Annotated in this window: 16 protein-coding genes and 2 CRISPR repeat arrays; of the genes, 1 reads left to right on the forward strand and 15 read right to left on the reverse strand. The window is 67.2% G+C overall.

Annotation, left to right across the window (positions count from 1 at the left end; all coding sequences use genetic code 11):
* Nucleotides 1–20: 20 nt before the first annotated feature.
* The 7 genes from FHX37_RS13005 to FHX37_RS23250 all read right to left on the reverse strand — a co-directional run bounded on the left by FHX37_RS13005 (nt 21) and on the right by FHX37_RS23250 (nt 8,444).
* Nucleotides 21–1,223, reverse strand: a complete 1,203-nt coding sequence (locus tag FHX37_RS13005) for a lanthionine synthetase C family protein (protein ID WP_141924147.1) — start codon at nt 1,221–1,223, stop codon at nt 21–23.
* Nucleotides 1,220–4,342, reverse strand: a complete 3,123-nt coding sequence (locus FHX37_RS13010) for a lantibiotic dehydratase (RefSeq protein WP_211351821.1) — start codon at nt 4,340–4,342, stop codon at nt 1,220–1,222. Before FHX37_RS13010 ends, FHX37_RS13005 begins: the two co-directional genes overlap by 4 nt.
* 91 nt (nt 4,343–4,433) lie before the next feature.
* Nucleotides 4,434–4,583: an FxLD family lanthipeptide gene (locus tag FHX37_RS13015; protein ID WP_141924148.1), complete on the reverse strand. Its 150-nt coding sequence runs from the start codon at nt 4,581–4,583 to the stop codon at nt 4,434–4,436.
* 40 nt (nt 4,584–4,623) lie between these two features.
* The gene (locus FHX37_RS13020; protein ID WP_170181578.1) at nt 4,624–5,325 is read right to left on the reverse strand and encodes a DUF1932 domain-containing protein; all 702 of its coding nucleotides are present in this window, start codon (nt 5,323–5,325) and stop codon (nt 4,624–4,626) included.
* Nucleotides 5,326–5,481: 156 nt separating this feature from the next.
* Complete coding sequence (locus tag FHX37_RS13025; RefSeq protein ID WP_141924150.1) at nt 5,482–6,936, reverse strand: hypothetical protein; 1,455 nt, start codon at nt 6,934–6,936, stop codon at nt 5,482–5,484.
* A gap of 520 nt (nt 6,937–7,456) precedes the next feature.
* On the reverse strand, nt 7,457–7,924 hold the full coding sequence (locus FHX37_RS23245; RefSeq protein WP_211351822.1) for a hypothetical protein: 468 nt from the start codon (nt 7,922–7,924) through the stop codon (nt 7,457–7,459).
* A 37-nt stretch (nt 7,925–7,961) separates the two neighbouring features.
* Entirely contained in the window at nt 7,962–8,444 is a 483-nt protein-coding gene (locus FHX37_RS23250; protein WP_211351823.1) for a hypothetical protein, read from the reverse strand.
* Between the two features lie 284 nt (nt 8,445–8,728).
* On the opposite strand from FHX37_RS23250, the gene FHX37_RS23885 reads away from it, so the two are divergent.
* Nucleotides 8,729–9,067, forward strand: coding sequence for a transposase domain-containing protein (locus tag FHX37_RS23885; RefSeq protein WP_170181579.1), 339 nt, complete (start codon nt 8,729–8,731; stop codon nt 9,065–9,067).
* 99 nt (nt 9,068–9,166) lie between these two features.
* A CRISPR array of direct repeats spans nt 9,167–10,354; the repeat unit is 29 nt; unit sequence CGGTCCACTCCCGCGTGCGCGGGACCTTC.
* Nucleotides 10,355–10,419: 65 nt separating this feature from the next.
* On the opposite strand, the gene cas2e is transcribed toward FHX37_RS23885, so the two are convergent.
* The 8 genes from cas2e to FHX37_RS13075 all read right to left on the reverse strand — a co-directional run bounded on the left by cas2e (nt 10,420) and on the right by FHX37_RS13075 (nt 19,725).
* Entirely contained in the window at nt 10,420–10,743 is a 324-nt protein-coding gene (gene cas2e / locus FHX37_RS13040; protein WP_246062274.1) for a type I-E CRISPR-associated endoribonuclease Cas2e, read from the reverse strand.
* A gap of 11 nt (nt 10,744–10,754) precedes the next feature.
* Nucleotides 10,755–11,777: a type I-E CRISPR-associated endonuclease Cas1e gene (cas1e, locus tag FHX37_RS13045; RefSeq protein WP_141924153.1), complete on the reverse strand. Its 1,023-nt coding sequence runs from the start codon at nt 11,775–11,777 to the stop codon at nt 10,755–10,757.
* Nucleotides 11,778–11,785: 8 nt separating this feature from the next.
* Nucleotides 11,786–12,451, reverse strand: a complete 666-nt coding sequence (cas6e, locus tag FHX37_RS13050; RefSeq protein WP_141924154.1) for a type I-E CRISPR-associated protein Cas6/Cse3/CasE — start codon at nt 12,449–12,451, stop codon at nt 11,786–11,788.
* Nucleotides 12,448–13,221 carry a type I-E CRISPR-associated protein Cas5/CasD gene (gene cas5e, locus FHX37_RS13055; protein ID WP_141924155.1) on the reverse strand — a complete coding sequence of 258 codons (774 nt, stop codon included), beginning with the start codon at nt 13,219–13,221 and terminating at the stop codon, nt 12,448–12,450. Before cas5e ends, cas6e begins: the two co-directional genes overlap by 4 nt.
* Nucleotides 13,218–14,378: a type I-E CRISPR-associated protein Cas7/Cse4/CasC gene (gene cas7e / locus FHX37_RS13060; RefSeq protein ID WP_141924156.1), complete on the reverse strand. Its 1,161-nt coding sequence runs from the start codon at nt 14,376–14,378 to the stop codon at nt 13,218–13,220. Before cas7e ends, cas5e begins: the two co-directional genes overlap by 4 nt.
* 77 nt (nt 14,379–14,455) lie before the next feature.
* Nucleotides 14,456–15,220: a type I-E CRISPR-associated protein Cse2/CasB gene (casB, locus tag FHX37_RS13065; protein WP_141924157.1), complete on the reverse strand. Its 765-nt coding sequence runs from the start codon at nt 15,218–15,220 to the stop codon at nt 14,456–14,458.
* Nucleotides 15,217–16,791 carry a type I-E CRISPR-associated protein Cse1/CasA gene (gene casA, locus FHX37_RS13070; protein ID WP_141924158.1) on the reverse strand — a complete coding sequence of 525 codons (1,575 nt, stop codon included), beginning with the start codon at nt 16,789–16,791 and terminating at the stop codon, nt 15,217–15,219. The genes casB and casA overlap by 4 nt, the downstream gene beginning before the upstream one ends.
* Before the next feature lie 84 nt (nt 16,792–16,875).
* Nucleotides 16,876–19,725, reverse strand: a complete 2,850-nt coding sequence (locus tag FHX37_RS13075) for a CRISPR-associated endonuclease Cas3'' (RefSeq protein ID WP_141924159.1) — start codon at nt 19,723–19,725, stop codon at nt 16,876–16,878.
* 642 nt (nt 19,726–20,367) lie between these two features.
* Nucleotides 20,368–23,203: a CRISPR direct-repeat array (repeat unit 29 nt; unit sequence CGGTCCACTCCCGCGTGCGCGGGACCTTC).

Below are 23,203 nucleotides of genomic sequence, written 5' to 3' on the forward strand. Positions count from 1 at the left end.
CTCACGTGGTTAAGCCGGGCTCAGGCGATCAGGAGGCAGGTGTCCCAACCGGTCGGGGGAACGCCTGTGGAGGTGAGGGCGGATAGCGCCACTCCGGTTGTTCCTTCCAGCAAGCCGGGATCGGTGGGGGTATAGGCGTGTTGCATGAGGTCTCGGCCCAGTTCTGCCAGCCGCTCGGATGTGGGCTGCTTGGCGTCGGTCGCGGCGCGGGCAGCGATGCGGGCCAGTCCGGCGTATCCGTGGCATAGCGAGGCGTCGGTGGTGACGGCGCGCAGGTTCGGTTCGCTCAGGGCGGCGATGAGCGCGTTTTCGGCCATGTGTTGACGTTGTGTGTCGCCGGTCGCGAGGGCGGCGATCTGGTGGGTGCGGGCTTGACCTGCGGTTCCGTAGCACCATGAGGGGGGTCGTGGTGTGGGGTGTGGTTGTGTGCCGTTGGTGAGTTCACAGCGGCGGAGGAGATACGGCCAGGTTGTGCTGGTTGGGGTGCGCCAGTGGTCGATCCAGGTGCACAGGGCGGTGATCGCCTCGCGCTGGCCGGAGACGGCGATGTCGTGTCTGAGGGCGGTGGCCAGGAGCGCTAGAGGGCCGCTGATGCCGTGGGCAAGGCCGAAGTTGGCGTGGCCGCCGGGGAAGTCGTCCTCCTGCTGACCGGTGGGGCCGGTGGGGCTCCACCAGCCGGGAAGCGTTTCCGTGGCGTCAGTGATCGGGCGGGTGAGTTCAACCAGGTATTGCAGGATGGCCCGCAGGGTTGGGCCGGTGGGGTGGCGGTGCAGCAGGTAGGCGCCGATTCCGGCGAGGCCGCGCAGCGTGCCGAACTCGGCTAGGGCGGGGAGGTCACCGGAAGCGATACGGGCGTGGGCCGTCTCGACGCGGCCTCGTGTGTCCGAGGCGATGCGGGCGTCCAGCTTCGCTAGGGCGGTGCGGTAGCTGCCGGTTCGTACCCTGTCGGCGCAGGCCAGCGTGTGGGCCAGGGCCGGTGCGCCGTAGAACGGGCCGCTACTGCCTGCCCCGACGGTGACTGGAGTGCGCACAGCCACGGCCAGCCAGTCCTGGACGCGTTGCCACGGCCGCATTCCTGCGGCTGCGAGTTCGATGTGCAGCAGGGCGATGCCCGGGACGCCGTGTGCGAGGGACTGTGGCCACCACGGTTGTGTGGAAGGCACCCCTGGGGCGTCAGGGTGGGCGAGCTGGTCGGCGATCTCCAGGGCCTGGTTGGCAGTCATCGGTTCTCCCGCCGGCGGGAGTGGTAGGCGAGTGCTGCTGCTCTGGCCAAGTAGAGGCACACGGCTTTCTCCTCAGCATCGATGCTGCAGGCGCGTAGGAAGTGCGTATGCAGCAGGCTGTCCAGGACGTGGTCGACCTGGATTCCTGTGGTGTCGTGGCTGGGGAAGTGGGTGCGGTAGGTGGCCAGCGCCGTGGAGCGCTGGTGCCATGCCTGCACGATCGCGGCGCCGCCTGGTGTGTGGCGCAGCGCGCGGAAATTCTCATGTGGGTCGGCCACGCTTACGGCCTCGGTGAACAGGGGGCGTGGAACAGGGGCCGGGGCAGAGGCCGGGACATGGTTGATCAACCATTCCATGCCTGCGGTCGTGCTGCCGGTGAACGCACAGGCGATGGCAGCGAAGTGGGCCGCGGCCAGGGCCTGTCGGTGGGGCCGCTGGTTCTGGGAGAGCTGGGCGAGTACTGCCCTGGAGTCGGCGGTAAAGACGGCTTCGGCCGCTGTGTAGGCCTCTCCCCCACCCCAGCGCCCTGTCTGGGGATAGGAGGTCGCATAGGCCACGTCGCGCAGCAGTCCCCATGTCTGCAGGTCATCGGCCCAGGTGCCGACCGCTGCGGCGGTGTCACCGAAGGTGGCGGGGCGGGAGTCGGGAAGCGTGATGCGCAGCCGGAGATAGTGGTCATGGTCGTCGCGGAAGCGCAGGAACCACCACACCGGCGGGTCACTGCCCCAGTGGGAGAGCAGCGTCGGTAGGTGTTCGGTGAGGATCGTGTCCTGCCGGGCGAGGTCACCGTAGAGCTTGACGAACAGCAGTGGGGATGCTGCGGGGGTCTGCCCGTGGCTGCGGTCAATGACACGCTGGGAGGTGGGTTGGGGCGGTGGGGAGCGCCGGGACGGTTGGCGAGCGGCCAGCGGTACCACCATCTCGTGGGCCCGACCATCGCACCAGCCAGCGGCCTGCTCGTCAGGGCCTTCCTCCAGGAGGGCGTGGTTCCGTGTGCGCAGATGCTCGCCCAACAGTGTGCGGTGCCCGGACTCGTTCAAGTCCAACGGGAGGCGTTGGTCATCCTCGACGAGCAGCACTCTGGAGGGCAGGCGGCGTTGCCTGCACCATGCAGACAGAGCCGTGTCCCATGCGTGCCACCCGGCGGTGGGGTCGGGAAGGTCGGCGGCCTCCAGGCGCCAGCGGGCGGGGGAGAGCACTGTTCGACCGTGGCGAAGCCGGGGCACGAACGGCAGGCGCGTGGCAGCACCCCAGTCAAACGTTGTGACCTGGGTGCAGTTCTCGCGTGAGAGTTCCGTGATCAACCGGGCCAGCGGTGGAGTGTGGCGGTGCAGGTTCAGCGCGTGCATCGGCCAGGCCTGCACCCGTGTTCCCCACGCCGGGGCGGCTAAATACAACCGGTGACTGTCGCAGCCCACCGCCAGGTCCTCGGCCGTCAGCACAGATGCGTCATCAGGGTCACGGTGTTCAGCGATGCTCACCACTGTGGGCAGCACACGCCCCGCCCGGGCGACATGCGCTGTTGACGGATCCAGTGGTGCGAACGAAAGTTGCGCGTTCACACTGCCAGGGCCTGGTTCCAGATCCTGAATGTCGGTTGTCGCCTGGTGGCGGTCCGCACGGGAGAGGACATCGAAAAAACGCCCTGTTGCCACACCCGCACCGCGCGAGACCGAGGTTACGACAAGCTGGAAGTTCCCGTGGCGCAGCGCGTGTACGCCGGTGGCCTCCACGCGCACCCCCAGTTCCAGGTGCGGTGGATAGTGGGCTTCGCTTGCCTCGCCTGTCTCGAGTTCGGCGATCATCGCCTCGTCTACCGCGACCTCCCTGCGGCCTTCCAACGCGGCGGATTGGGCCAATGCCAACAGGTAATCGTCGCGGCGTGACACAGCACGCGGCCGTTGCGGATCGGTTGCGCCAGGATAGCCATCGGGCCAGCCGATCCCGCTGTCGGCCACAACATCGAGTAGCGGCACCAGCGTTCCGGGGCCAAAACGTTGGTAGAAGCGACGGTGGTACTCACGCCAGGCGGGCGTGCCCGACGGGTGGGGGCTCAGGCGCGCCAGGACGTGGGCCGCTCGCTCGGACTCCCGAGCCACGGCTGTGGGAACGGTCAGGGTGGTATCCAGCCGCAGATCCACAGCCAGCGGGTGGCGGCGCGGCCGGGCCAGGCGGCGCATGCGGGCGGCGATTTCCCTCCGACGGGCATGGTTGTGTTCCCTGGGGGTCTGATTGTGTTGGCCCATCAGGCCATGAATCTCGCCGAGGGCAGCAGCCAGCCCGGCCACATCCGACACTGTCGCGGCGCCGGCGTCCTCCAGTTGTTCCAGTAGCCACCCCAAGGCATCCGGTTCGGTGCTTGGCGCGTGCAGACTGGTGATCAACGCGCGGCGCACGACCAGTGTGGTGAGCATGTTCCGGACCTGTTCCCGGCTGGCCTGAGGGAACTCGGCCAGTACCTTCTTCTCCACCTCTGCCAACCGTGTCGGTGCAGAAGCCGCCGCAAGCGCGGCGCGAACGGCGGAGGTGTAGCGCAGTGACACGTCCACTGCCGTCGTGCCGTGCTCGTCTTCGTGCGGCTGGTGGAAAACAACCAGGCGGCTGCCGCGCAGCATAGCTGCGGAGTTCGCGACAACAGGCACGCGTTCGAGAAGGTCGAAACACCCCTCCAACTGGGCAATGATCTCGGCCAGCCATCCGGCATCTGCCCGGACCATGGACTGATGCTCCTCACCCCAACGCACCTGGGGCTGTCCGAATGTCGCGGGGGCCACCCCCGCCAGCAGACCGAACGGGGTCGGCCGGCCGACCATGCGCCGCAGGTAGCGCGCCACCGACACCACCGCCCGGCGTGTCCGGCGGAGCCCAGGCGTGTGCGTGGCCTGCAGCAGCTCGGTGACTTCACGATCGAGTCCGGGGCTGGCGTGACCAATGGCCTCGGCTGTCTCCGACATCGCCCACACCAGGCGCAACCACTCCACCCACGCGGCGACATCACCAGAACGGCTCTTAGCCAGCTCGGGCCACGGTGGCAGATCTCGCCCGCGGTGAGGGCTGGCACGCACCAGCGCCTGTCCCAGCGCTTGGAACTCTGCCTGACGGTGACCAGACGTGCTCACACGCAGCCTCCTGAACGGTCAAGAAGACACAGGGGGGGGTCATTTGGCTTCCCTGTGTGGGGCACCTCAGGATCTGAGGTGCCCCACAGGCTCATGCGCCGCTGATGCAGGTATCCTTCTCGCAGGTCGTCCCGCACCCGTCATTGGTCATGTTGACCAGACTGGCCGGGTCTTCCCTTTCCACCAGGGAAACGTCCAGATCGAAAACATCAGACTGGACTACCAGGTCGTCGGGGCGCATAGCGTTTACTCCTTCTCCGAACGATGAGAGAACAGTTGTGTCAGGGGGAGTGGGAACCGGCGTGCTCGGGCCTGTGTAAGGCCGAGAGCACACCGTCGAGATCAGGGGCGGTGTGGTCCGTGAACACCTCCCATGCTTTGAGGGTCTCGGCGATCGCCTCGATCGCCTCAGCTGGCAGTCCCGCATCAGCCAGAGCGCGGGCGGTGTCGTGCATCTCCGGCTCCCAGCGCCACGCACGACGGGCCAGCGGGGGAAGTTGTGCGGGATCAGCAGCCGGATGGGACCAGCCGTGCACACTGTCGGCCAATTCCTGGCCCACGCCGTGGTCAGCAGCAAGAGCATGACCGAGCGCGGCAAGCATGCGAGAGCCCTTCTGCACCACGGCCTGTGCGGTCTTCAGCCCGGATGCGCTACCGATCTGGGGGGCGAGTTCACGAAACTCCACGGCCGTGCCGGAGAAAATGTCACCTACCAGGCGAAGAGATTCTTCAGGACCAGAGGCGAAGAACCGCGTCGGAACCGCGGGATCGTGATCGAGTGGAGGTGCTCCGATCACGCAGGCATCCACGACGGTGCCGGTCATCGCCGCGGCGATGGCTTCCACCCGGGCGGACCGGATGGCGTTGGCCTCGACATAGATCCCGCTGAAGCCCTCCTCTTCAACCGCCGCTGCGGTGGCTTCCGCATAGGTGGGCGGTACGAGCGAGATGATCACCTCGCTTGCCTCAACCAGTTCCGCCAACGATGCGGATTCCAGCCCGGCGTCCTCGGCGCGGCGCAGCGACGCCTCACTCCGCCCTTCCGGACACCACAGGGTGCGGGATCGGCCAGCCCGAAGTTGGGCACCAACTGCGGCGCCCATCTGGCCTGGGTGCAGGAGACCGATCGTCCTTGTCATTCACGTACCTCCGTCCAAGGGAAGGCGTTGTCGGGAATCGCGAACATAGTCATACAGTTCGTCGCGGATTCCCCGCAGCGACGGAACAGAACGGCAGGCAGGCTGATCCAGGATCGCGGTCAACTGCAGTATCCGACGCACGACGGCCTCGATGTGCCTGTGCTGCGCAGAAGACAAGACCGGACCCACGTCCGTAGCGATCCCCTCGTGCTCGCCCTGCAGGATCCGGGCGGTGGCCAGGTCGAGGCGGGTCAGGCTCATCTCTCCGGTTCGACGGTGCTCGCCCGGAGCGGCTTCGTAGAGTTCCAACGCGCTGAGAGCCGCGGACTCCGCTCGGCCAGCACGTTGCCTCAGCCCCGAGCCGATGTGTGCGGAGGCGGCCCAGAACAATGACTTCGCTGGGGGAAACGACAGAATGCCGGGGAACTCATCGTCGCGTTCTTCTGCACGCAACTCTTCGGCCCGGTGCAGTGCGGCATCGAGTTCATCCACCTTGCCCAACTGCGCCAACGCACGAGCACGAATACCGTGGGCGCGCACCAGTGTTGTCCCCTCCGCACCGAGGAAGCCACACGCGAACTCGGCGTGCTCCGCCGCATCATGGGGGCGGCCGTCCCAGTAAGCGATAAGGGCGTGCAGGCTCCTCGACCAAGCGCACAGGGTCACATCCCCCACCAGCTCGGCATGCAGATCGGCCACCCGGAGATGCGTCTGCGCTGCGGTCATCCCGCCCAGGTCGAAGCTCGCGTTCGCCATCACCACTGACAACCAGCCCGCGATGCGGTGGAGGTCATGAATCTGTATGGGACGCTGGCACTGTTCCCGCAGCGTCCATGCCCGCAGACGCAGTTCCTTGGCCCGCATCAGTGTCGGCAGCACAGGAGTGTGGGGATAGGAACCGGCCACACTGTGCAGTGCGGCCTCCAACTCCTCGATGGTGTAGGACCCGATGGGGGTATCCATTCGGGCCCCGTAACGCTGGGATTCCTCAGCGCACACCGCCACTGCCTGTTGCGGTGTCAACGGTTGAGCATGTGCCGGAGGAGAGGGCTGCTCCTCCACCTGTCGGTAGCTGGGGGCGAACCCCAGACACACAGCATCGCTCGCGAAAAAACGCGAGAGCAGGTCCAGGTTGTGCGGCCCCGGACGACCGCCGGCTTCCCAGTTCTGCCAACTGCGCACATCGAGCCCGCTCGCAGGGAGCCCTTGCTCGGTCTGCCACTGCCGGATGGCCTCCACCGCGTCATCGGCGCGCCGCCACCCGCAGGCCAGCCGCATGGACTTGAACCGCGTGTGACGACAGTGCTGTTGGATCTGGACAGCCACCTCGTGAGGATCAACGCCCTGTCCACGCTCGGCCAGAATCCGTGCGCGTACCTCCAGAGCGCACTGAATCGCGTGTGGCTCACAACGGCCGTTGGACATCATCCCGCCTTCGTCTCCGATCAAGGACACCACCAGATCCTAACGAAGAATCCCCCCATCCACATCAAGTGAAACAATTATTCACTACCCACGAACAGTCTTTTCATCAGACACAAAATTCAACAATAAAAACACAAAAAATAGTTTAACAATACATTCTTTTGCGATAATTTATAATTATCACACTTTGCCCATCCCTCTTCTAGCAAAAAAGACAGCGAACCCAGATATGAGCCGTACAGCTCGCTGGCGCTCCGTCACGAATACGGGGTGTCGGCATCGGTGAGGGCCTGGCGTCCGACCAAGAACGCCTCGTGAGGGCGCGTCCATATCTATGAGTAGCGAGATCAGGCGCAGGTGGGAGAACACGCGCACACGAGGGCAGTGGGCATCGTACAGCCGGATGGCGGTACGCAGCAGGGGCACAGCCAGTTCGTAAGGCTGGCCCCGCAGCGCGAGGGCAGGGCGGAGACTCATGTACAAAACGGCAATTGCCTTTCCTGCTCTTCGTTAATCATGGAGGAGGCTGCATCCCCCTTCGCTATCGCGCTTACGAGCTATTCACGCAGCTCGTGTATGCAGGAAACGCTTCCAGAACCTTAACCTGGTCTTCTGCGACCTCGATTCCGACCGCGGCAGCCACCCGTTTGGCCCAGGAATTCGGAGAGCTCCTCCTGAGACGTGGACAGCCGGACGCACGAGTCCGGTCTACCATCACTGAAATGGCCACCGGCTGCAGATCACCCACGATGAGCTGATCGAAGGTACCAACGTGGCTAGTGTCCTGGGTCTGAAATTCGTTGTAGATATCGGGCGAGGGAGTCAAGGATCTCCTCGGCGGTCTTGCGCCAGACGAACGGGCGGGAGCGGGTGTCGACTGCTCGATCCAGTCGCGCACGTCCTGTTCCAGTGCAGCCACGCTTTTGCGCACGCCGCGGCGGGTGAGCTGGGTGGCGAGGAAGGCGAACCAGCGCTCGACCTGGTTGATCCAGGAGGAGCCGGTCGGGGTGACGTGCACATGGAAGCGGGGGTGGCGGACCAGTCACTACTGGGGATCAGCGGGGTCTTATGCGCGGCGTCGTTGTCGCAGGCCAGGTGGATGTCCAACCCCTCGGGTACCGCCCTGTCGATGCTGGTGAGGAAGCTGGTGAACGCGGCTGCGCGGTGGCGGCGGTGCAGCTCGCCGAGGACAGTGCCGCCGGCGATGTTGAACGCGGCGACTCCCCCGCGAGCGGGAGGTGCCCCCGGCTGGTGGCGCCGTGGCGGACGTAGTCGTGACTGGCCCGTTCGGGCGTGCCCGGCATCATCGGCAGTACCGGCGGGGAACGGTCCAGAGCCTGCATCCGATTCTTCTCGTCCACGCACAGCACCACCGCCCGCTCGGGCAGGGTGTGATACAGCCCGACCACCTCGACCACCTTCTCCACAAACAGCGGGACGGTGGAGATCGCGAAGCCCTCAGCGCGGTGCGGCTTCAGGTCGAAGCGCCGCCAGATCCGCCCGATCGTGGACCGGCTCAACCCGGTGCGCCGCACCATCGAGGCCCGCGACTAGTGGGTGGCATCGGGCGGGCTCTGCTCCAGGGTCAGCTCCACCACCTGCTGGACCCGGTCGAGCAGGATCGAGGGCGGTCGGCCCGGCCGGGACTCGGAGCTTCCCCCAATGCCGGATAGTTAAGGATCTCGGCGTCTACGCAAGTGGCGCGGTTGTGGACCCACCCAGGAAGAACGTAGGCAACGAAGCCTTGTAGAACAGGGAGTCGACCAAGACAGCTTGTCCTTCCGGAACTCCGTTGCCTTACCATTCTCCCTCAATGTCTGCTGTGACCACGATCCCCCGCACAGTCACGGTCGCCGCGGGGGTGTTCGCGCCCGGCCACCTCAGGGCGTTGACCGCTATCATCCCGTTCGCACTCGTCGACGCGGTCCTTGAGGAGACGCGGATGCTCCAGCAGCGGTTGCGCGCGCTTCCCTCGCGGGTGGGTGTGTACTTCCTGTTGGCGATGTGTTTGTTTCCTGAGCTCGGCGACCGGCGGGTGTGGGACACGATGGCCACCGGGCTGGTCGGGCTTTCGTTCGTCTGGGGGTCCCCCACGCCCGGGAATCCCTGCGAGGGATCGAAGCGAACACCTCAGCGCAAAACGCGTCGAGATCTCGCGTAGTTCCTCTACGGCGGCCAGATCCATCAATCCATGATCACGTCAACACAACACGAACGCAGCAACCTAACGAAGCACTATTAGTCCCATAGAGGGAAGGTGCGGTCTATTCCCGCGTGCGCGGGACCTTCCGGGGGCAGCGCCAGGTGTACTGGGCGCGGTACGGTCCACTCCCGCGTGCGCGGGACCTTCCGATCGAAGAGGGGATGCCCACCGTGGCCGCGCGGTCCACTCCCGCGTGCGCGGGACCTTCGGGCGGAGCCGGTCCGGATCATCAGCCGGAGACGGTCCACTCCCGCGTGCGCGGGACCTTCGGTGAGGCCCGGCGTTCGGGGGAGCGCCGGGCCGGTCCACTCCCGCGTGCGCGGGACCTTCACGTGGGTGAGCCGCTTTGACAGGTGCGGCGACGGTCCACTCCCGCGTGCGCGGGACCTTCGGACCTTGTAGTTATAGGTCATCGGGCATCCACGGTCCACTCCCGCGTGCGCGGGACCTTCGCTACACCCTGTCCATTCTGGACTGCATGGTTCGGTCCACTCCCGCGTGCGCGGGACCTTCGCCACGGCCTGATCCAGCGCGGGCACCGTCTCGGTCCACTCCCGCGTGCGCGGGACCTTCAGTCGTTCCGGCCAAACGAAAACGAAAAATGACGGTCCACTCCCGCGTGCGCGGGACCTTCCGAGGACTCGGTCAAGTCCTCGAACAGTGATGCGGTCCACTCCCGCGTGCGCGGGACCTTCAACCTCACGCCTGGTGTCCGGATCGCCCAGGTCGGTCCACTCCCGCGTGCGCGGGACCTTCCCGTGGGCGTTCTACGACCCCGACTCGTGTTCCGGTCCACTCCCGCGTGCGCGGGACCTTCCACGCAAGGAGCAAGCAGTGGCAGAGACCGATCGGTCCACTCCCGCGTGCGCGGGACCTTCTCAACGTTCCTTGACACAAGCATGTCAATGTTTCGGTCCACTCCCGCGTGCGCGGGACCTTCAAACTGAACCAGTTCTCATCTGGACGTTCCTTCGGTCCACTCCCGCGTGCGCGGGACCTTCGCCGCGTCATCGCCCTGCGTGTCGGTGCTGTCCGGTCCACTCCCGCGTGCGCGGGACCTTCTCGTCGTCATCGCCGGAGGAGGAGGCGGCGGCCGGTCCACTCCCGCGTGCGCGGGACCTTCGTCGCCCATCGTTTGGGGCACTTGCGGAGTGGAGGTCCACTCCCGCGTGCGCGGGACCTTCGCGGGCGCGGTTGTATCCGGCGCCGGTCTCGTCGGTCCACTCCCGCGTGCGCGGGACCTTCAGCACTTCACCTGCAAAAACGTGGAGCGTTACCTTGTTGCAACCTTCGCTGGGACAACAAACGCATCACCATCCATCTGGCACCTGCCGCTTCACCTCGACTTCAGACGGCGCGAGAGGGTTCATCTGCACCAGCATCATCCCCTCCCAATCCACGACCTCCCGCCGCCGCTCACCAGCCGTGCGTACGTCGAATCCCTGCTCGTTGTCGGCGGGATACAGGCACACAGCCGCCCCATCCCCCACCGACGCACTGACCGCATCCCACAGTTCATCGCGGACGCGCGCGCTCATCGTTCCCACATACACGCCAGTGGACGGCTCCACCATCCATCGCGACAACGCTCCCCGAACATGGTCGGGCACCGCAGTCGTGGTGATGACGACCATGGACCCCATCCTCAGTGGCCTCCCTCGGGGACGTCCGGATCGGACGCCGGCACTGTCCGGGCCGCGTCCTCGCCACCGTAGTTAACCCCGCCACCCACGCTGCCACCTCCGTCGGGATCCCACAGCTCCACAACGCGCCACTGCCCTTCGGCTTCGTCCTCCTCCTCGGCGTCCTCGGGTGCAAGGAGGTACTGGATGTCGCGCACCATCCGCGGAATCAGCCGATACAACCGGTAGTGGGTACGCAGCCGGTACCGGGCGTCTCTGTCGGGGGAATCGGACGCGTGCAGGGAGAACGCTAGCGGCACGGTCGTCTCCGCCTTGTACAGGTCCGCCACGTCATAGACGAACGAATGCTGCTTGCCGTGGTGGACAAACCCGAGCGCGGGCGAGCACCCCAAATGGGCGATGACCGTGTGCACGACCCCGTACAGCGCGGCATTGGCCGCACCGTAGGCCTTGTTGACCGGGTTCTGTTCGTCCCAGGCACCCGGGTCGTAGTTGCGTCGGAACGGCTGCAGCTTGTATTTGGTGCTCAGGTTCCGGTACAGCTTCTGCATCCGATTGCCTTCCAGACGCCTCAACTGAGCAACCGGCGCCTCTGGCGGGGGCGTCTCCTCGAACCGCATCTCGTACATCGCCCGGGCGACCTCCAAGCGTCGCGCCTCATCGGCGTAGGCGGCCACCTGGTGCTGCAGCCAGAAGGTGGACTTCTCGCTGGGCTGCCAGGCCCCGTAGTGCAGGATGCCGCCGAAACCGGAGGTGACCACGGTCGTGCCGTGGCGAAGGAACGTGGCCAGCGCCGGCTGGGTGATGGAGGTGCCCGGCCCCAGCAGCAGGCATCCCAGCGAGGCTGTAGGGAGATAGACCCGCCGGATACGGCCGGAGTCGGTTTCGGTCTCAGCGCACACGCCGGTGTCGGTTTGGACGATGCGGACGAGGTCGGCATACAGGAAGGACAGGTTGTCCGAGACGCGGGGCAGCATGGCCAGGGTCGGCCGGGCCAGAGCCGTGCGGGGGTTGTCGGCGTTCATCTGACTCCTCACTCCCCCGGCGCCAAGCTGAGCAGACCTAGGCCGAAGGCTTTGCCGCGTCCGATCCCCTCAGCCAGCGCTCGGCGCGCAGTCTGAGGGTCGGTGACGGTGGCCAGGCCGTCGAAGCACACGGCCGGCAGGCGGATCCTGCGCCGCGGATCGGCGACCTCCTCGGCTTCGCCGGCATTGATACTGCGCAGCTCGAGCCCATGGTCTGCGGCTTTGCGCTGCCACCATTCCTCGGCGGCGGCACCGCGCAGCGTGGTGGTGTGTTCCTTGGACGACAGCCGTTCTCCGTCCTCGGTCGTCAACTCCCGTTGCTGCTCGGTCTTACCGAGGCGTTTCACCGGAGCCGCGACGATGCGATAGCGCAGGGTGGGTTCCTGGTCCAATACCTCCAGGACGGCGCTGATATCGCGGCTGGCCTCCAAGGTGTATCCGGGGCCCAGTGCGGAATGGTCCAGCGGCGTCTGGCTTTGGACGATCAGGCACCGTCCGGCCCGGGTGGTTTCGTCGCGGAACAGCAGCCCGGCGGTTTGCCGGGCGCCCTGTCCGGAGGTCGAGGGGAGCGGGCCCAACGTTTTGGTGAGCATACGGTGGTGATCTCCTGCGCTAGCGCGGGCGACGCCCCGGTTCGCGGTGTCCAACCGGATGCGGTGTAGCAGCAGTCTCATCGGGTTCCTCCTTTCATGTAGTCCATGAGCTCCTTCCGGTAGGTGCCGGCCCGGCTGTTACGCAGTTCGTCGGGTACGGGCTCGGGGGTGATGAGGACCTCGCGGAAGGTGAAGGACCGTTCGATGCCGCCGGCCGGACCTGCGGGCACCGGCACATCGTTGAGTACCGCGCGGGTGCGTTCGGTTCCCGCTCCGGGGTTTTGGAAGGCGTCGGCCTCGTGAACGAAGTCGATCTTTTGGCGTTCTGGCCGTGCGGGCGGCAGCGGCACCCGTTGTTTGAGTTCGGCCACGGCGTCGGCCAAGCCGTGGCGCAGCAGCATCGGCTGGTCGGGCACGAAAGCGCGACGCCCCAGGTAGGGCTGCCAGTGCGGTCGCTGCAGCGCCGCTGCGGTGATGTCGATGACCGCGTCGGGGCCGGTGACCGCCACGGTGAACACCGCCCCGGCCAGGTAGGAGCGCCAGGTCTGCACCGTGGCCTGTTTCTTGCCTCGGCGTTTGCCTTCGGCAGTGGGCACCGTGCGTTTGGGAGGCAGTCCGCCGCCGACGGTGTGGTAGTCGACGTGGCGGTCGCCGGGCCGGTCGATGCGCACCGTGAAGGAAACGGTGTCGTAGTCGCCGAGGTCGCCGCCCCGCGGTATGCCGCGGGTGGCGGCCAGCAGTCCGATCAGCCCGGAGCGGGTGGGGTGGGGTTGGGTGTCGCGGTGGCCGAATGCGCTGTGCTCGCCCCAGCTCTGCATGGGTCCGGCGAGCCGGAGTACCAGTCCGCTCACTGTGCAGCCTCGTCGGCACCGGCGGGGGCGGCCTGCTGCACGGCTTGCTCGATCAGGGCTGCATACGACCCGGTGTTGGCGCCGAGGGAGGGCAGGTCCTTGTCCAGTCCAAGGCCGGCGTGGCCCTGGTAGAGGATGGCGTCGGGCCACCACACGGAGGCGAGCTCGCCGGCGTAGGCCTCGAGGCGGTCGCGGGCGGTGGCCAGGTGCCCGTGGGTGCCGGCGACGGGTTCTTCGAACGCCGTGGCGTAGGAGACGGGCCGGTCGCTGCGCACCGCGACGTGGACCAGATCGGGGACGGTGACCGCGGCGGTGGCGGTCTGCTTGCCCGAAGGGACGGTGTTCACGAAAGCCCGCAGGAATTCGGCAGCCAGGCGGGCGGCTTCGTGGGTGTCGCCTCCGGAGTTGTCCACCAGCTGGGTGAGGTTGAGGTTGGCGTAGCGGTAGAAGGTTCCGGCCGAGAACATGCCCTCGTTCATGTGGCCGCTGCCGCGGTCGTCGTCTTTGAGGAGATCGTCGACGGCGGTGAAGAAGTCGACGTCGATGTTGGTGGGGTGAACGGTGAAGGCGTGGGCGAACTGCACGGCGCCGTCGAGTTCGGTTTCTGGCAACTCGGCCAGCATCCGGCCGAACAGGCGCACCGAGGCGTTGCGGGAGTTGAGGATGGCCACAATCCGCTCGGTCGGCAGCACCGCCTTGGGCTGCTTCTTTCCGGTTTGGGCGGCAATGGCGTCGGCGTGTTCGGCTGCGAGCTCGGCCAGCTGGGCGATGGCGTCGCTGGGCAGATACAGCAGGACGGAGGTGTCGGGGGGCAGAGTCTCGCCCTTGTGGTTCTTCTTAGCCGGTTCGAGGCTGATGTCCTTGCCGGCCGAGCGCACGACCTGTTTGCCCGCCTCCAGTGCGTTCTCCTCGCTCCAGCCGGATGTGTGGAGGCGCTCGGCTACGGCCGCAACCAGTCGACGGGTGCGTACCGCCGGGTCACCGAGCCGGGTCTCGACGTGGCGTCGCACCTCGCGTTTCCAGCTTTGGCTCGATACCCGGGTGCGTTCGGCACCGCCGAACACGAGGGTCTTGGGCGAGCCGAGGTCGTCGCGGTTGAGGTTGGAGTAGGGAAGGGTCTGCAGGGCGTGGATGTCGATGTAGGCGGGATTGGGCATGGGAGCCTTGCTTTCTCTGGTGTCGGTTGGACGGGTCGGAAGTGTTGTCCGGTGGTCGACAGCGGGTTGTGACTGAGTCAGGCCTCCTGGGAGGGCGGTGTGTCTCCGGCGGGTTCCTGACGGCGTCGGCGGGCCTCCTCGATCGAAACCGTGCGGTAGTAACCGTCCAGCCACTGCTTGGCCACACGGTTACGCCCGTTGGTTCCGCCCTCACCCCACGTCGCCAGGTCGCAGGCCAACCTCGCCCAGTCGATGGCGATGCGTTCGGAGCGCAGGAACCGCACGACGCGGGGCAGGTGGCGGTGCAGGCCGTCAAGGTCCTGGCGGCACAGCAGGTGCAGGCGCTTCTCCTGGGGTGCCTCTCGGTAGGGCGAGGATCCGTCACCGTCACCGCGGGACTGGTCAGGGCGGGCTGAGGCAGCTTCGGCGGTAGAGCGTCCCAGGGCACTGCCGAGGTCCAGTGCCGCCACGTACGACTTGGGGAACGGAGCGTTTTCGGCCGTACCCCGGAGGCCGTCAGGCGTGTTCTGCGCCGAATTGTCCTCCTCCGCCGCAGGAGTGGGATCCTCCGCCTCGTCGCGGGCGCGCCGCGGTCGGGCGGCGATGAGCGCTGCGACGGTGTAGAAGGCGCGTTCGACCGCTTCGCGTTTCGGGCCGCGGAGGTCGTCCAGGTGGGGGGCGATGACGCGGCGGGCCGCCGGGCGGATCGCCGTGTCATCCGGATGACGGCCCAGGGCGCGGCGTAGCGCTGCACGCTCTCCCGGACGGTGCTCCACACTGTCGTGCACATGGGCGACGAGTTTGCCAGCGCGTTCACGCAGGCCTTCCGTAGTTCTGGTCATGCTGCTCCTTCCGCCCCGTCGTCGGGTTCGGCGATCCAGTTCTTGAACAGCGCGCCACGGTTGCGCGCAACAGCTTTGGCGACGCGGGGGCGGTGCCGGTATCCGTCGGTTGCCTCTGTGTAGGCCTCCAGAGCCAGGCGGATAAACGCGTTGCCGGGCTCCTGCGGGGTGTCGCCGCCGACGAGCTTCCAGAACACCTCGTAAGCGCGGGACCAGTAGCGGCCGGTTCCCAACAGCGTCCAGGGAGCGCTGTCGCCGCGCTTGACTTCACCCCCCAGTCCGCTGTCCTTCCAGGCACGGGTGAGCTGGCGCTCCAGGCGCCAGCCCGCGTCCTCGGCGGAGTCGGTGGCTTGGCGGATGACATTCAGCATGCGGCCGGCCTGCCGATTGTCTTCGGCGCTTTCATGCAGCCACTGCAGGATGCGGGGGGTGGTAGCGGTGAACCACTGCTTGTCCCGGGTCTGGCCGTCTTGGTCGAATCCGAAGGATCGGGCGCGCATCGCGCTGCGGATATCGGAGGGCAGGTGGTAGCGCAGGTCCCGGTGCAACCGCGGCATGCGGGTCAGCTGCCCGCGGTGCTGGCCGTCTTGGAGGATGGCTGCCACATCGCGCCAGACCGCCCGAGTGGCGTCCGCCTTCATCGGGGCGGGCGTGCCGTCCTCCCGGCGGATGTGGATCTGATACGGATCCTCGGGTGCGCTCCAGGTCTGGCGGATCTCCGGGGACAGTCGGGCGCCCCAGGTAACCGTCGCATCGCGAACCTCGGTACCGTCCGGTGAGGGTTCCAGCAGGACCGCGTGGCGGAATTGGTCGACGAGGCGGCCCGCCAATCCGGTCACCGGTGGCGGCAGGGTGGGATCGCGCAGTTCGTCGCGTTCCCAGGGGGCGAGGGTGTCCTCGTCATCGTCGATGAAGGGGATGTTCAGCAGCAGACTCTCGAACAGGGTGCGGCCCAGGGGGTGGAATGAGAGAGCACCCCGCAGCGGCCCGGCCGCGGTGTCGGCAGCGCTGACGTCGCCGGCGGTTCGCGAGGTGCAGCGGCCGGAGGGGCCGTAGTAGAGGGTAGCGAGGAGGTGGTGGGCCGCTTCGGCCGCAGGCACGGGGATCGGCCGCAGGTCGGTGGTGTGGCGCAGCCACACCTGGGTGTTGCCAGCGGGCCGTCCCCAGCACAGCTTGTTGACGCCTGAGGTTTTGGGGCATTGGGCCTCGGAACCGCCCAACCGGGGGTCCTGCAACCAAGGGCGATCACCGAAGAGGTCGAATCGGTCGCGGTAGCGCTGGAAGTAGTCCTCGACCTCTTCGGGATCGAACCGGCCGTCCTCGTGCAGTACCTGCTTGCGGATTCGGGCCCATTCGGACCACTCGGTGCAGGTGTCCAGGCCGCTCAAGCGAGCGGCGATGAACGCGAGGATGCGCCACAGACCGGCCGAGGCCGGGGGCAATGCAAGTTCCACGTCGGTGTATTCATGGGCCCGTTGGAACAGTGTGGTCAGCCCTACTGGGCTGGCGGGTCCGCCGTGTTTGGGCCGTACGGGGATCCACGGGTCGGTGGTCAGGTCGAAAGTAGGCAATGAGTATCCAGCCTTGTGATGCTCGCTGCGGGAAAGCGCGGATGGTCGGGGGACAGAAAAGGGCGCGAGAGTTAACGCCGGTTCTTATCCACCGGCTGCGATGGGATGGTGGATGAGCCCGCGTTCCTTATCTAGCAACCAGATGTGTCCGCCGAGGACGGCTTCGCTCCATTGGCCGGACTCGGCCAAAGGTTGGCGGATCAGCAGGAGTCGGCTGAGGTGGTTGTGTTTGCGCCACGGAGGCGGAATCGCCGCTTCTCCGGCGCTGAGCTCGCGGTACCAGGTTCCGCCTGGGACGGGGATCGTCAAATTCATAACCTCGTTGGCTTCCTGTGCGCTGAGCGGGGCTGTGTGACCGGGCTCGGTGCCCGCTAAGGCACGAGTGCGCTGCGCATCGGCCCACAGCCGACCGTTGGCGTCGGCGAAGCAGCACACGACGCGTACCGATTCGGCTCCGAGGCGGGTGGCCACGGCTTCGTCGGAGAAGTCGTTGAGCGTCATGGCTGACAAGTTCGCTTGGTCGGCAAGTTGGGCCGGGCGGGGGACGACGGCGGTGTTGGCCTGGGCCTGCTGTGCCATGGCTTCGCCGATGCGTTCGTACTCGCGTTTGACGTTTTGCGCGAGTTCGGGGTTGTCATGCACTTGTTCGACCAACGCCTGCACGTCGTCGGGAATCGCTACACACGCCCCGTGTTCCTGCAGCAGGCGGTGGGTGCGCTCCAGCAGGGAAGGCGCGTGAATCGCGGTCCAGGGGGTGGGCATCGCGTCGGCATCGGGTTCACCGGGCACCAGCACGGCCACGCGCGGCGCGGTGAAGGCGTGGCGGTCGATGATGCCCAGGTGCTCGTGGCGCCAGCACCGGCCCGCCCGCTGCAGCAGCAGCGCCATCGGCGCGAGGTCGGTGATCATCAGATCCAGGTCGATGTCCAGGCTCTGCTCGATGATCGCGGTGGCCACCAGCACCGCCGACCGCGGACGCGCACCCTCTTGGGCACCCTCCTTGCCGAATGCATGCAGCACGGTCGCGGTGATCTCGTCGCGCTGCCACTGAGGAAAGCGTGCGTGTAGCAGATGCAACCCGGTACCCTCGCCGGGGCCGCCGCCGTTCTCGTCGATGAGGCGACGGACAAGATCATAGGTTGCTTGGGCTTCCTTCACGGTTGTACACACCACGGCCGCGGTGCCGCCCCGGTTCAGCACGGGCGCCAGCAGGCGGCGCAGCGCCTCCGTCCGGTCGGCGGTGCGCGAGGGCCGCGAACGGGCCGAGCCTCGGGGCGTCTCTTCCAGGATGGGTACAGCCTCCAGCGACACGTCCAGAGGGCTGCGCTCGGTCGCGGCGATCGGCACCGGGTTACTGACCACACGGGGCCTGCCCTCATATGCCGAAACGTGCACCCAACCGGGATAGGACAGGCGCTCAATCACCGGCGCGGCAGCTCCCCGGCGGCGGGGCCGCCGCAAAACACCGGCCCCCTCCAGATAGGCGCGGGCGTAAGCGTCGGCCACCGATCGGTGCAAGGTCGCCGACAGTAGCACCACCGGGACTTCGAGGCGGCCGAGCCAGCACAGCAGCCTCTCCAACTCCTTCTGCATGTAGGGGTCGACGGCGTGGGCCTCGTCCACGACGACGGTCTTTCCGGCCAGACCCAACATCCGCACCGCGTTGAATCGGCTGGGCAGCACGGCCATCAGCGCCTGGTCGAAGGTGCCCACGCCCCACGACGCCAACAGGCCGCGCAGGCCTCCGTAGAGCCATTCCGTGGGCGAGAAAGCGGAGTGGTGACCGGTCAGCACGTCGGAGGAGGAACCCGGCGTGGGCGGCGCGTGGTCCTGTTCGAGCCAGGCCATCGAGTGCAGCCGCATCAGAGGACGAGGGTGGGCAGCGCGGCGCTCGGCGTACCGACGGACTCGGGTATGCATGCTGTTGGCGGTGGCCGTAGTGGGCAGGAGGAACGCCCGACCGGTCCGGCCGGCCGCTTCGCCCATGAGGTCGGCGACGTACTTTCCGACTTCGGTCTTGCCCTCGCCGGTGGGGGCGGTGACGATGAGCAACCCCGGTCCGTGCACGTGTCCCGGCAGGTGCTCGGCGACCGAAGCCTGCAGACCGAACGGTTCGGAAATGGCGGGGAAGGACTCGGCGAAAGAGGCCGCGGGCATGTGGAGCGGCTCCAGCCCTGCGTCGGCGACCAGGCCTTCGGCCGCAGGCCGGACCCGCGTAAAGTAGGCCGCAAGGTCGGCCTGCGCTCCGGATCGAGGCAGGTGCTGCAGCTGCTGGAGCAGAAAGCGTTCCTGGCTGGCCAGCCAGTCGGCGAGCACGATGAGCCCGGTGACGACAACCGCAGTGGGAGCGTCCAACGACGGCGGCACGGGGGGCTGGTCGAGGACGGTTCCGACAACCTGCAGATGAGCGTTGCGCTGGTCGTCCCATGCGTCTTCGTCGAAGTGGAACTCCGTGCGGGCGTCGTAGCTCACCTGGGGCCGTTCCGGGTAACGCCCGTGGTGGCCGCCCACCACTTGAGCGATCAGCGAAGTGCGGCTGTCGTCGGCGTCGCCGAACGGCGGATACCCCGACTCAGGCAGCGTCATCGCCAGCCATTGGCAGCCGGTGAGCGCATGCCCCTGCGGCATGGAGGGACCCACCGCGGGAAACCCAGACAATGGAGGCAAAGAAAGCCTTTTCGTCTGAAAGTAGGGCTCAATCTTGCCGATGTCGTGCAGCCCCGCCCAGTAGGACACGATTCGCCCTGCGGTGTCCGTATCGACCTCCAAGCGGCGCGCCAGATGTTCTCGGAGCCCGGGCGCAACGTGGTGTTTCCACAAGGCGAGGCAGACGGCCGCAGCGTCGAGACCGTGGCAGATCGCCGGGTACACGGCCCCACCGAGCCCGCGCTCCTTGGCCCCGATCCGCAGATCGATCTGCTCTTCATCATTCACCGTGGACTCCCTACCGTCGGACGGAGCACTCGCACTGTTTCGGGAACGCTAACGGCAACCAGCGACAAAAGTCGGAACCACATCAAAACCAACAGGCAGACCATCGCCCACCAGGAACATTGATAGCCTGAGGGCCTCCGCGCAGGCGGAGGTGGACCGCGTGGAGGCGGCGCCGTCGTCTAAGCGATCAACCAGGTCCCACGGACGTGGGATGCCGGTTGCCACCGGTCTCTCCGATGGCAACCGGCGCCTGAGGCATGGACGCTGCTATCCAGTGAGCAGCCAGATCAGCGCAGCAAGAGCCCCCATACTGGCGCCGCTCACCCAAATGCAGGCATCGCGGATCGAGAGGTGTCCAAGCGTCACGGCCACTCCTTGCTCCCCTGTGCGGTATCTCCAGCGCGCCGGAGCGCGTAGAGCCAGACTATATCAGTAAGCGTGGAGACGGTGCCGTTCCAATCTTTCGAAAGAGACTCGATCAGTCTATGTATGAGACCACGCCGCTGCTTCCCTCTTCAGTGAGTCTGCTGAGTAGGTACGCGGCCAGGGAGTGTTTGGCCGACATCTCGCTTTCGGCTGCTGTGCCGCCTCCCCCATGGCCAAGGCACAGGGCATCCCGCTGCGGAGCTGGCCTTACGCCTTCGATGCACTCCCGCGTGCGCGGGACCTTCCTCGCGGAGAACTGGGTACTCGATCCCAATTCCGGTCCACTCCCGCGTGCGCGGGACCTTCTCCGCGCGATGGTCCGGGTTGTCGTAGTCGAGCGGTCCACTCCCGCGTGCGCGGGACCTTCGGCAAGAAGGAGTGGATGCTGGCCATCGACAGCTGGTCCACTCCCGCGTGCGCGGGACCTTCAGGACGTCCCTAAGCCCGGACGAGGATCCGGCCGGTCCACTCCCGCGTGCGCGGGACCTTCCCGACCCAGCCACCATGCGACCGCAAAAGGTCCGGTCCACTCCCGCGTGCGCGGGACCTTCCGTCCTCCCTCCCGCAGGGACCTGAACCGTGCCGGTCCACTCCCGCGTGCGCGGGACCTTCCCGACCCAGCCACCATGCGACCGCAAAAGGTCCGGTCCACTCCCGCGTGCGCGGGACCTTCTTCGCGGCGATCCGGGCGTTCTGCCTGCGACGCGGTCCACTCCCGCGTGCGCGGGACCTTCTTCGCGGCGATCCGGGCGTTCTGCCTGCGACGCGGTCCACTCCCGCGTGCGCGGGACCTTCCAATACAGGGCGCCAAATCCCGTCCCGCAACGCGGTCCACTCCCGCGTGCGCGGGACCTTCTATACGAGCGCTACGCAGCTGCGGACGTTGTGCGGTCCACTCCCGCGTGCGCGGGACCTTCCGCTCCGCCCGGCCGGGAACCCGGTCGGGCGTTCGGTCCACTCCCGCGTGCGCGGGACCTTCAGGGCAGGTAGTCGGAGAGCGCCCGGTTGATTTGGTCCACTCCCGCGTGCGCGGGACCTTCGCGTCTGCTGCTCATCCTGCTGGTGCGCTGTCACGGTCCACTCCCGCGTGCGCGGGACCTTCCTGAGCCCCACGCACGTGGGGATGGACCACTACGGTCCACTCCCGCGTGCGCGGGACCTTCCACATATGTCGGAGGGCGAGACCATGAGCGGCCGGTCCACTCCCGCGTGCGCGGGACCTTCGCGGCCAGAGGGGCGGTTTCGGTGGAGGTTCAGGTCCACTCCCGCGTGCGCGGGACCTTCTCGGCGATGTAGGCGGGATGGCCCTCGAGCAACGGTCCACTCCCGCGTGCGCGGGACCTTCTCGCGCCGAGCCTTGCGCTCCTGTTCCAATGCCGGTCCACTCCCGCGTGCGCGGGACCTTCCCGGACTTCTTGCCGAACAGGCCACCGCCGGACGGTCCACTCCCGCGTGCGCGGGACCTTCAGGGCAGGTAGTCGGAGAGCGCCCGGTTGATTTGGTCCACTCCCGCGTGCGCGGGACCTTCGCGTCTGCTGCTCATCCTGCTGGTGCGCTGTCACGGTCCACTCCCGCGTGCGCGGGACCTTCCTGAGCCCCACGCACGTGGGGATGGACCACTACGGTCCACTCCCGCGTGCGCGGGACCTTCTGTCTCGGGTAGTCTCAGTCATGGTCGCCTTTCGGTCCACTCCCGCGTGCGCGGGACCTTCCCCACTATGCCCCGCCCCCGGGCGCCCTTCCCCGGTCCACTCCCGCGTGCGCGGGACCTTCCCCTCAACAGCGCGGCGAAAAGCCCGAATGGCGGTCCACTCCCGCGTGCGCGGGACCTTCCCGCCCGGGTGAGCCCCTGCCGCAGGGCGGCGCGGTCCACTCCCGCGTGCGCGGGACCTTCTGAGTGGGTCTGTAGGTCAGTACTGAGTGGGTCGGTCCACTCCCGCGTGCGCGGGACCTTCGGCTTGCGTGGGCGTCCTTGGCCTGCTGGGCCGGTCCACTCCCGCGTGCGCGGGACCTTCTCTCCATGAGTCTCGACATACGCCCCGAGCAGCGGTCCACTCCCGCGTGCGCGGGACCTTCGTCGATGGGGGCATCGTCCAGCGTGGTGCGGACGGTCCACTCCCGCGTGCGCGGGACCTTCTGCAGGTCGCATACGTAGGGCACTGTGATGTCCGGTCCACTCCCGCGTGCGCGGGACCTTCGGCCTCGTCGGCATCCTCTTGGGGGGCGACCCCTGGTCCACTCCCGCGTGCGCGGGACCTTCCTGGCCGCTCTCGCGGGATCACACAAGCTGGTCGGTCCACTCCCGCGTGCGCGGGACCTTCTGGAGCCGCCGACCATCACCACGTGGTTGATCTGGTCCACTCCCGCGTGCGCGGGACCTTCGGAGTACCAGAACCAGGGGACGGTATCCGGGGTGGTCCACTCCCGCGTGCGCGGGACCTTCGTGGGGGCCGCACGGCCCACCAAGAACAACACCGGTCCACTCCCGCGTGCGCGGGACCTTCCAGCCGGGGCGGGGACTCCTGAGAAAAGATCTCGGTCCACTCCCGCGTGCGCGGGACCTTCGATGAGGACTCCGGCGTGGAGACCGAGATCGTCGGTCCACTCCCGCGTGCGCGGGACCTTCTACTCAGCAAGCGCCGCCTCACTGATGCGGGACGGTCCACTCCCGCGTGCGCGGGACCTTCTCTGGCAACGACAACACCGACGTTGAGTTCGCCGGTCCACTCCCGCGTGCGCGGGACCTTCTCGCCGGGTGGTGGGTGGCTCGACGACCGGCACGGTCCACTCCCGCGTGCGCGGGACCTTCGCCTTCTCCTCGTGCACCTCGACGGCGGCCTGCGGTCCACTCCCGCGTGCGCGGGACCTTCGACATATCGGCTAAGCATCGGGGGAACATCGCCGGTCCACTCCCGCGTGCGCGGGACCTTCTGTTGCTGGCCCAAGCGGAAGCGGCCGAAACCGGTCCACTCCCGCGTGCGCGGGACCTTCTCCAGCCCCTGCTCCTTCAGCACGAAGGCAGCAGGTCCACTCCCGCGTGCGCGGGACCTTC

It is taken from the genome of Haloactinospora alba (genome assembly GCF_006717075.1).
Lineage (GTDB): Bacteria > Actinomycetota > Actinomycetes > Streptosporangiales > Streptosporangiaceae > Haloactinospora > Haloactinospora alba.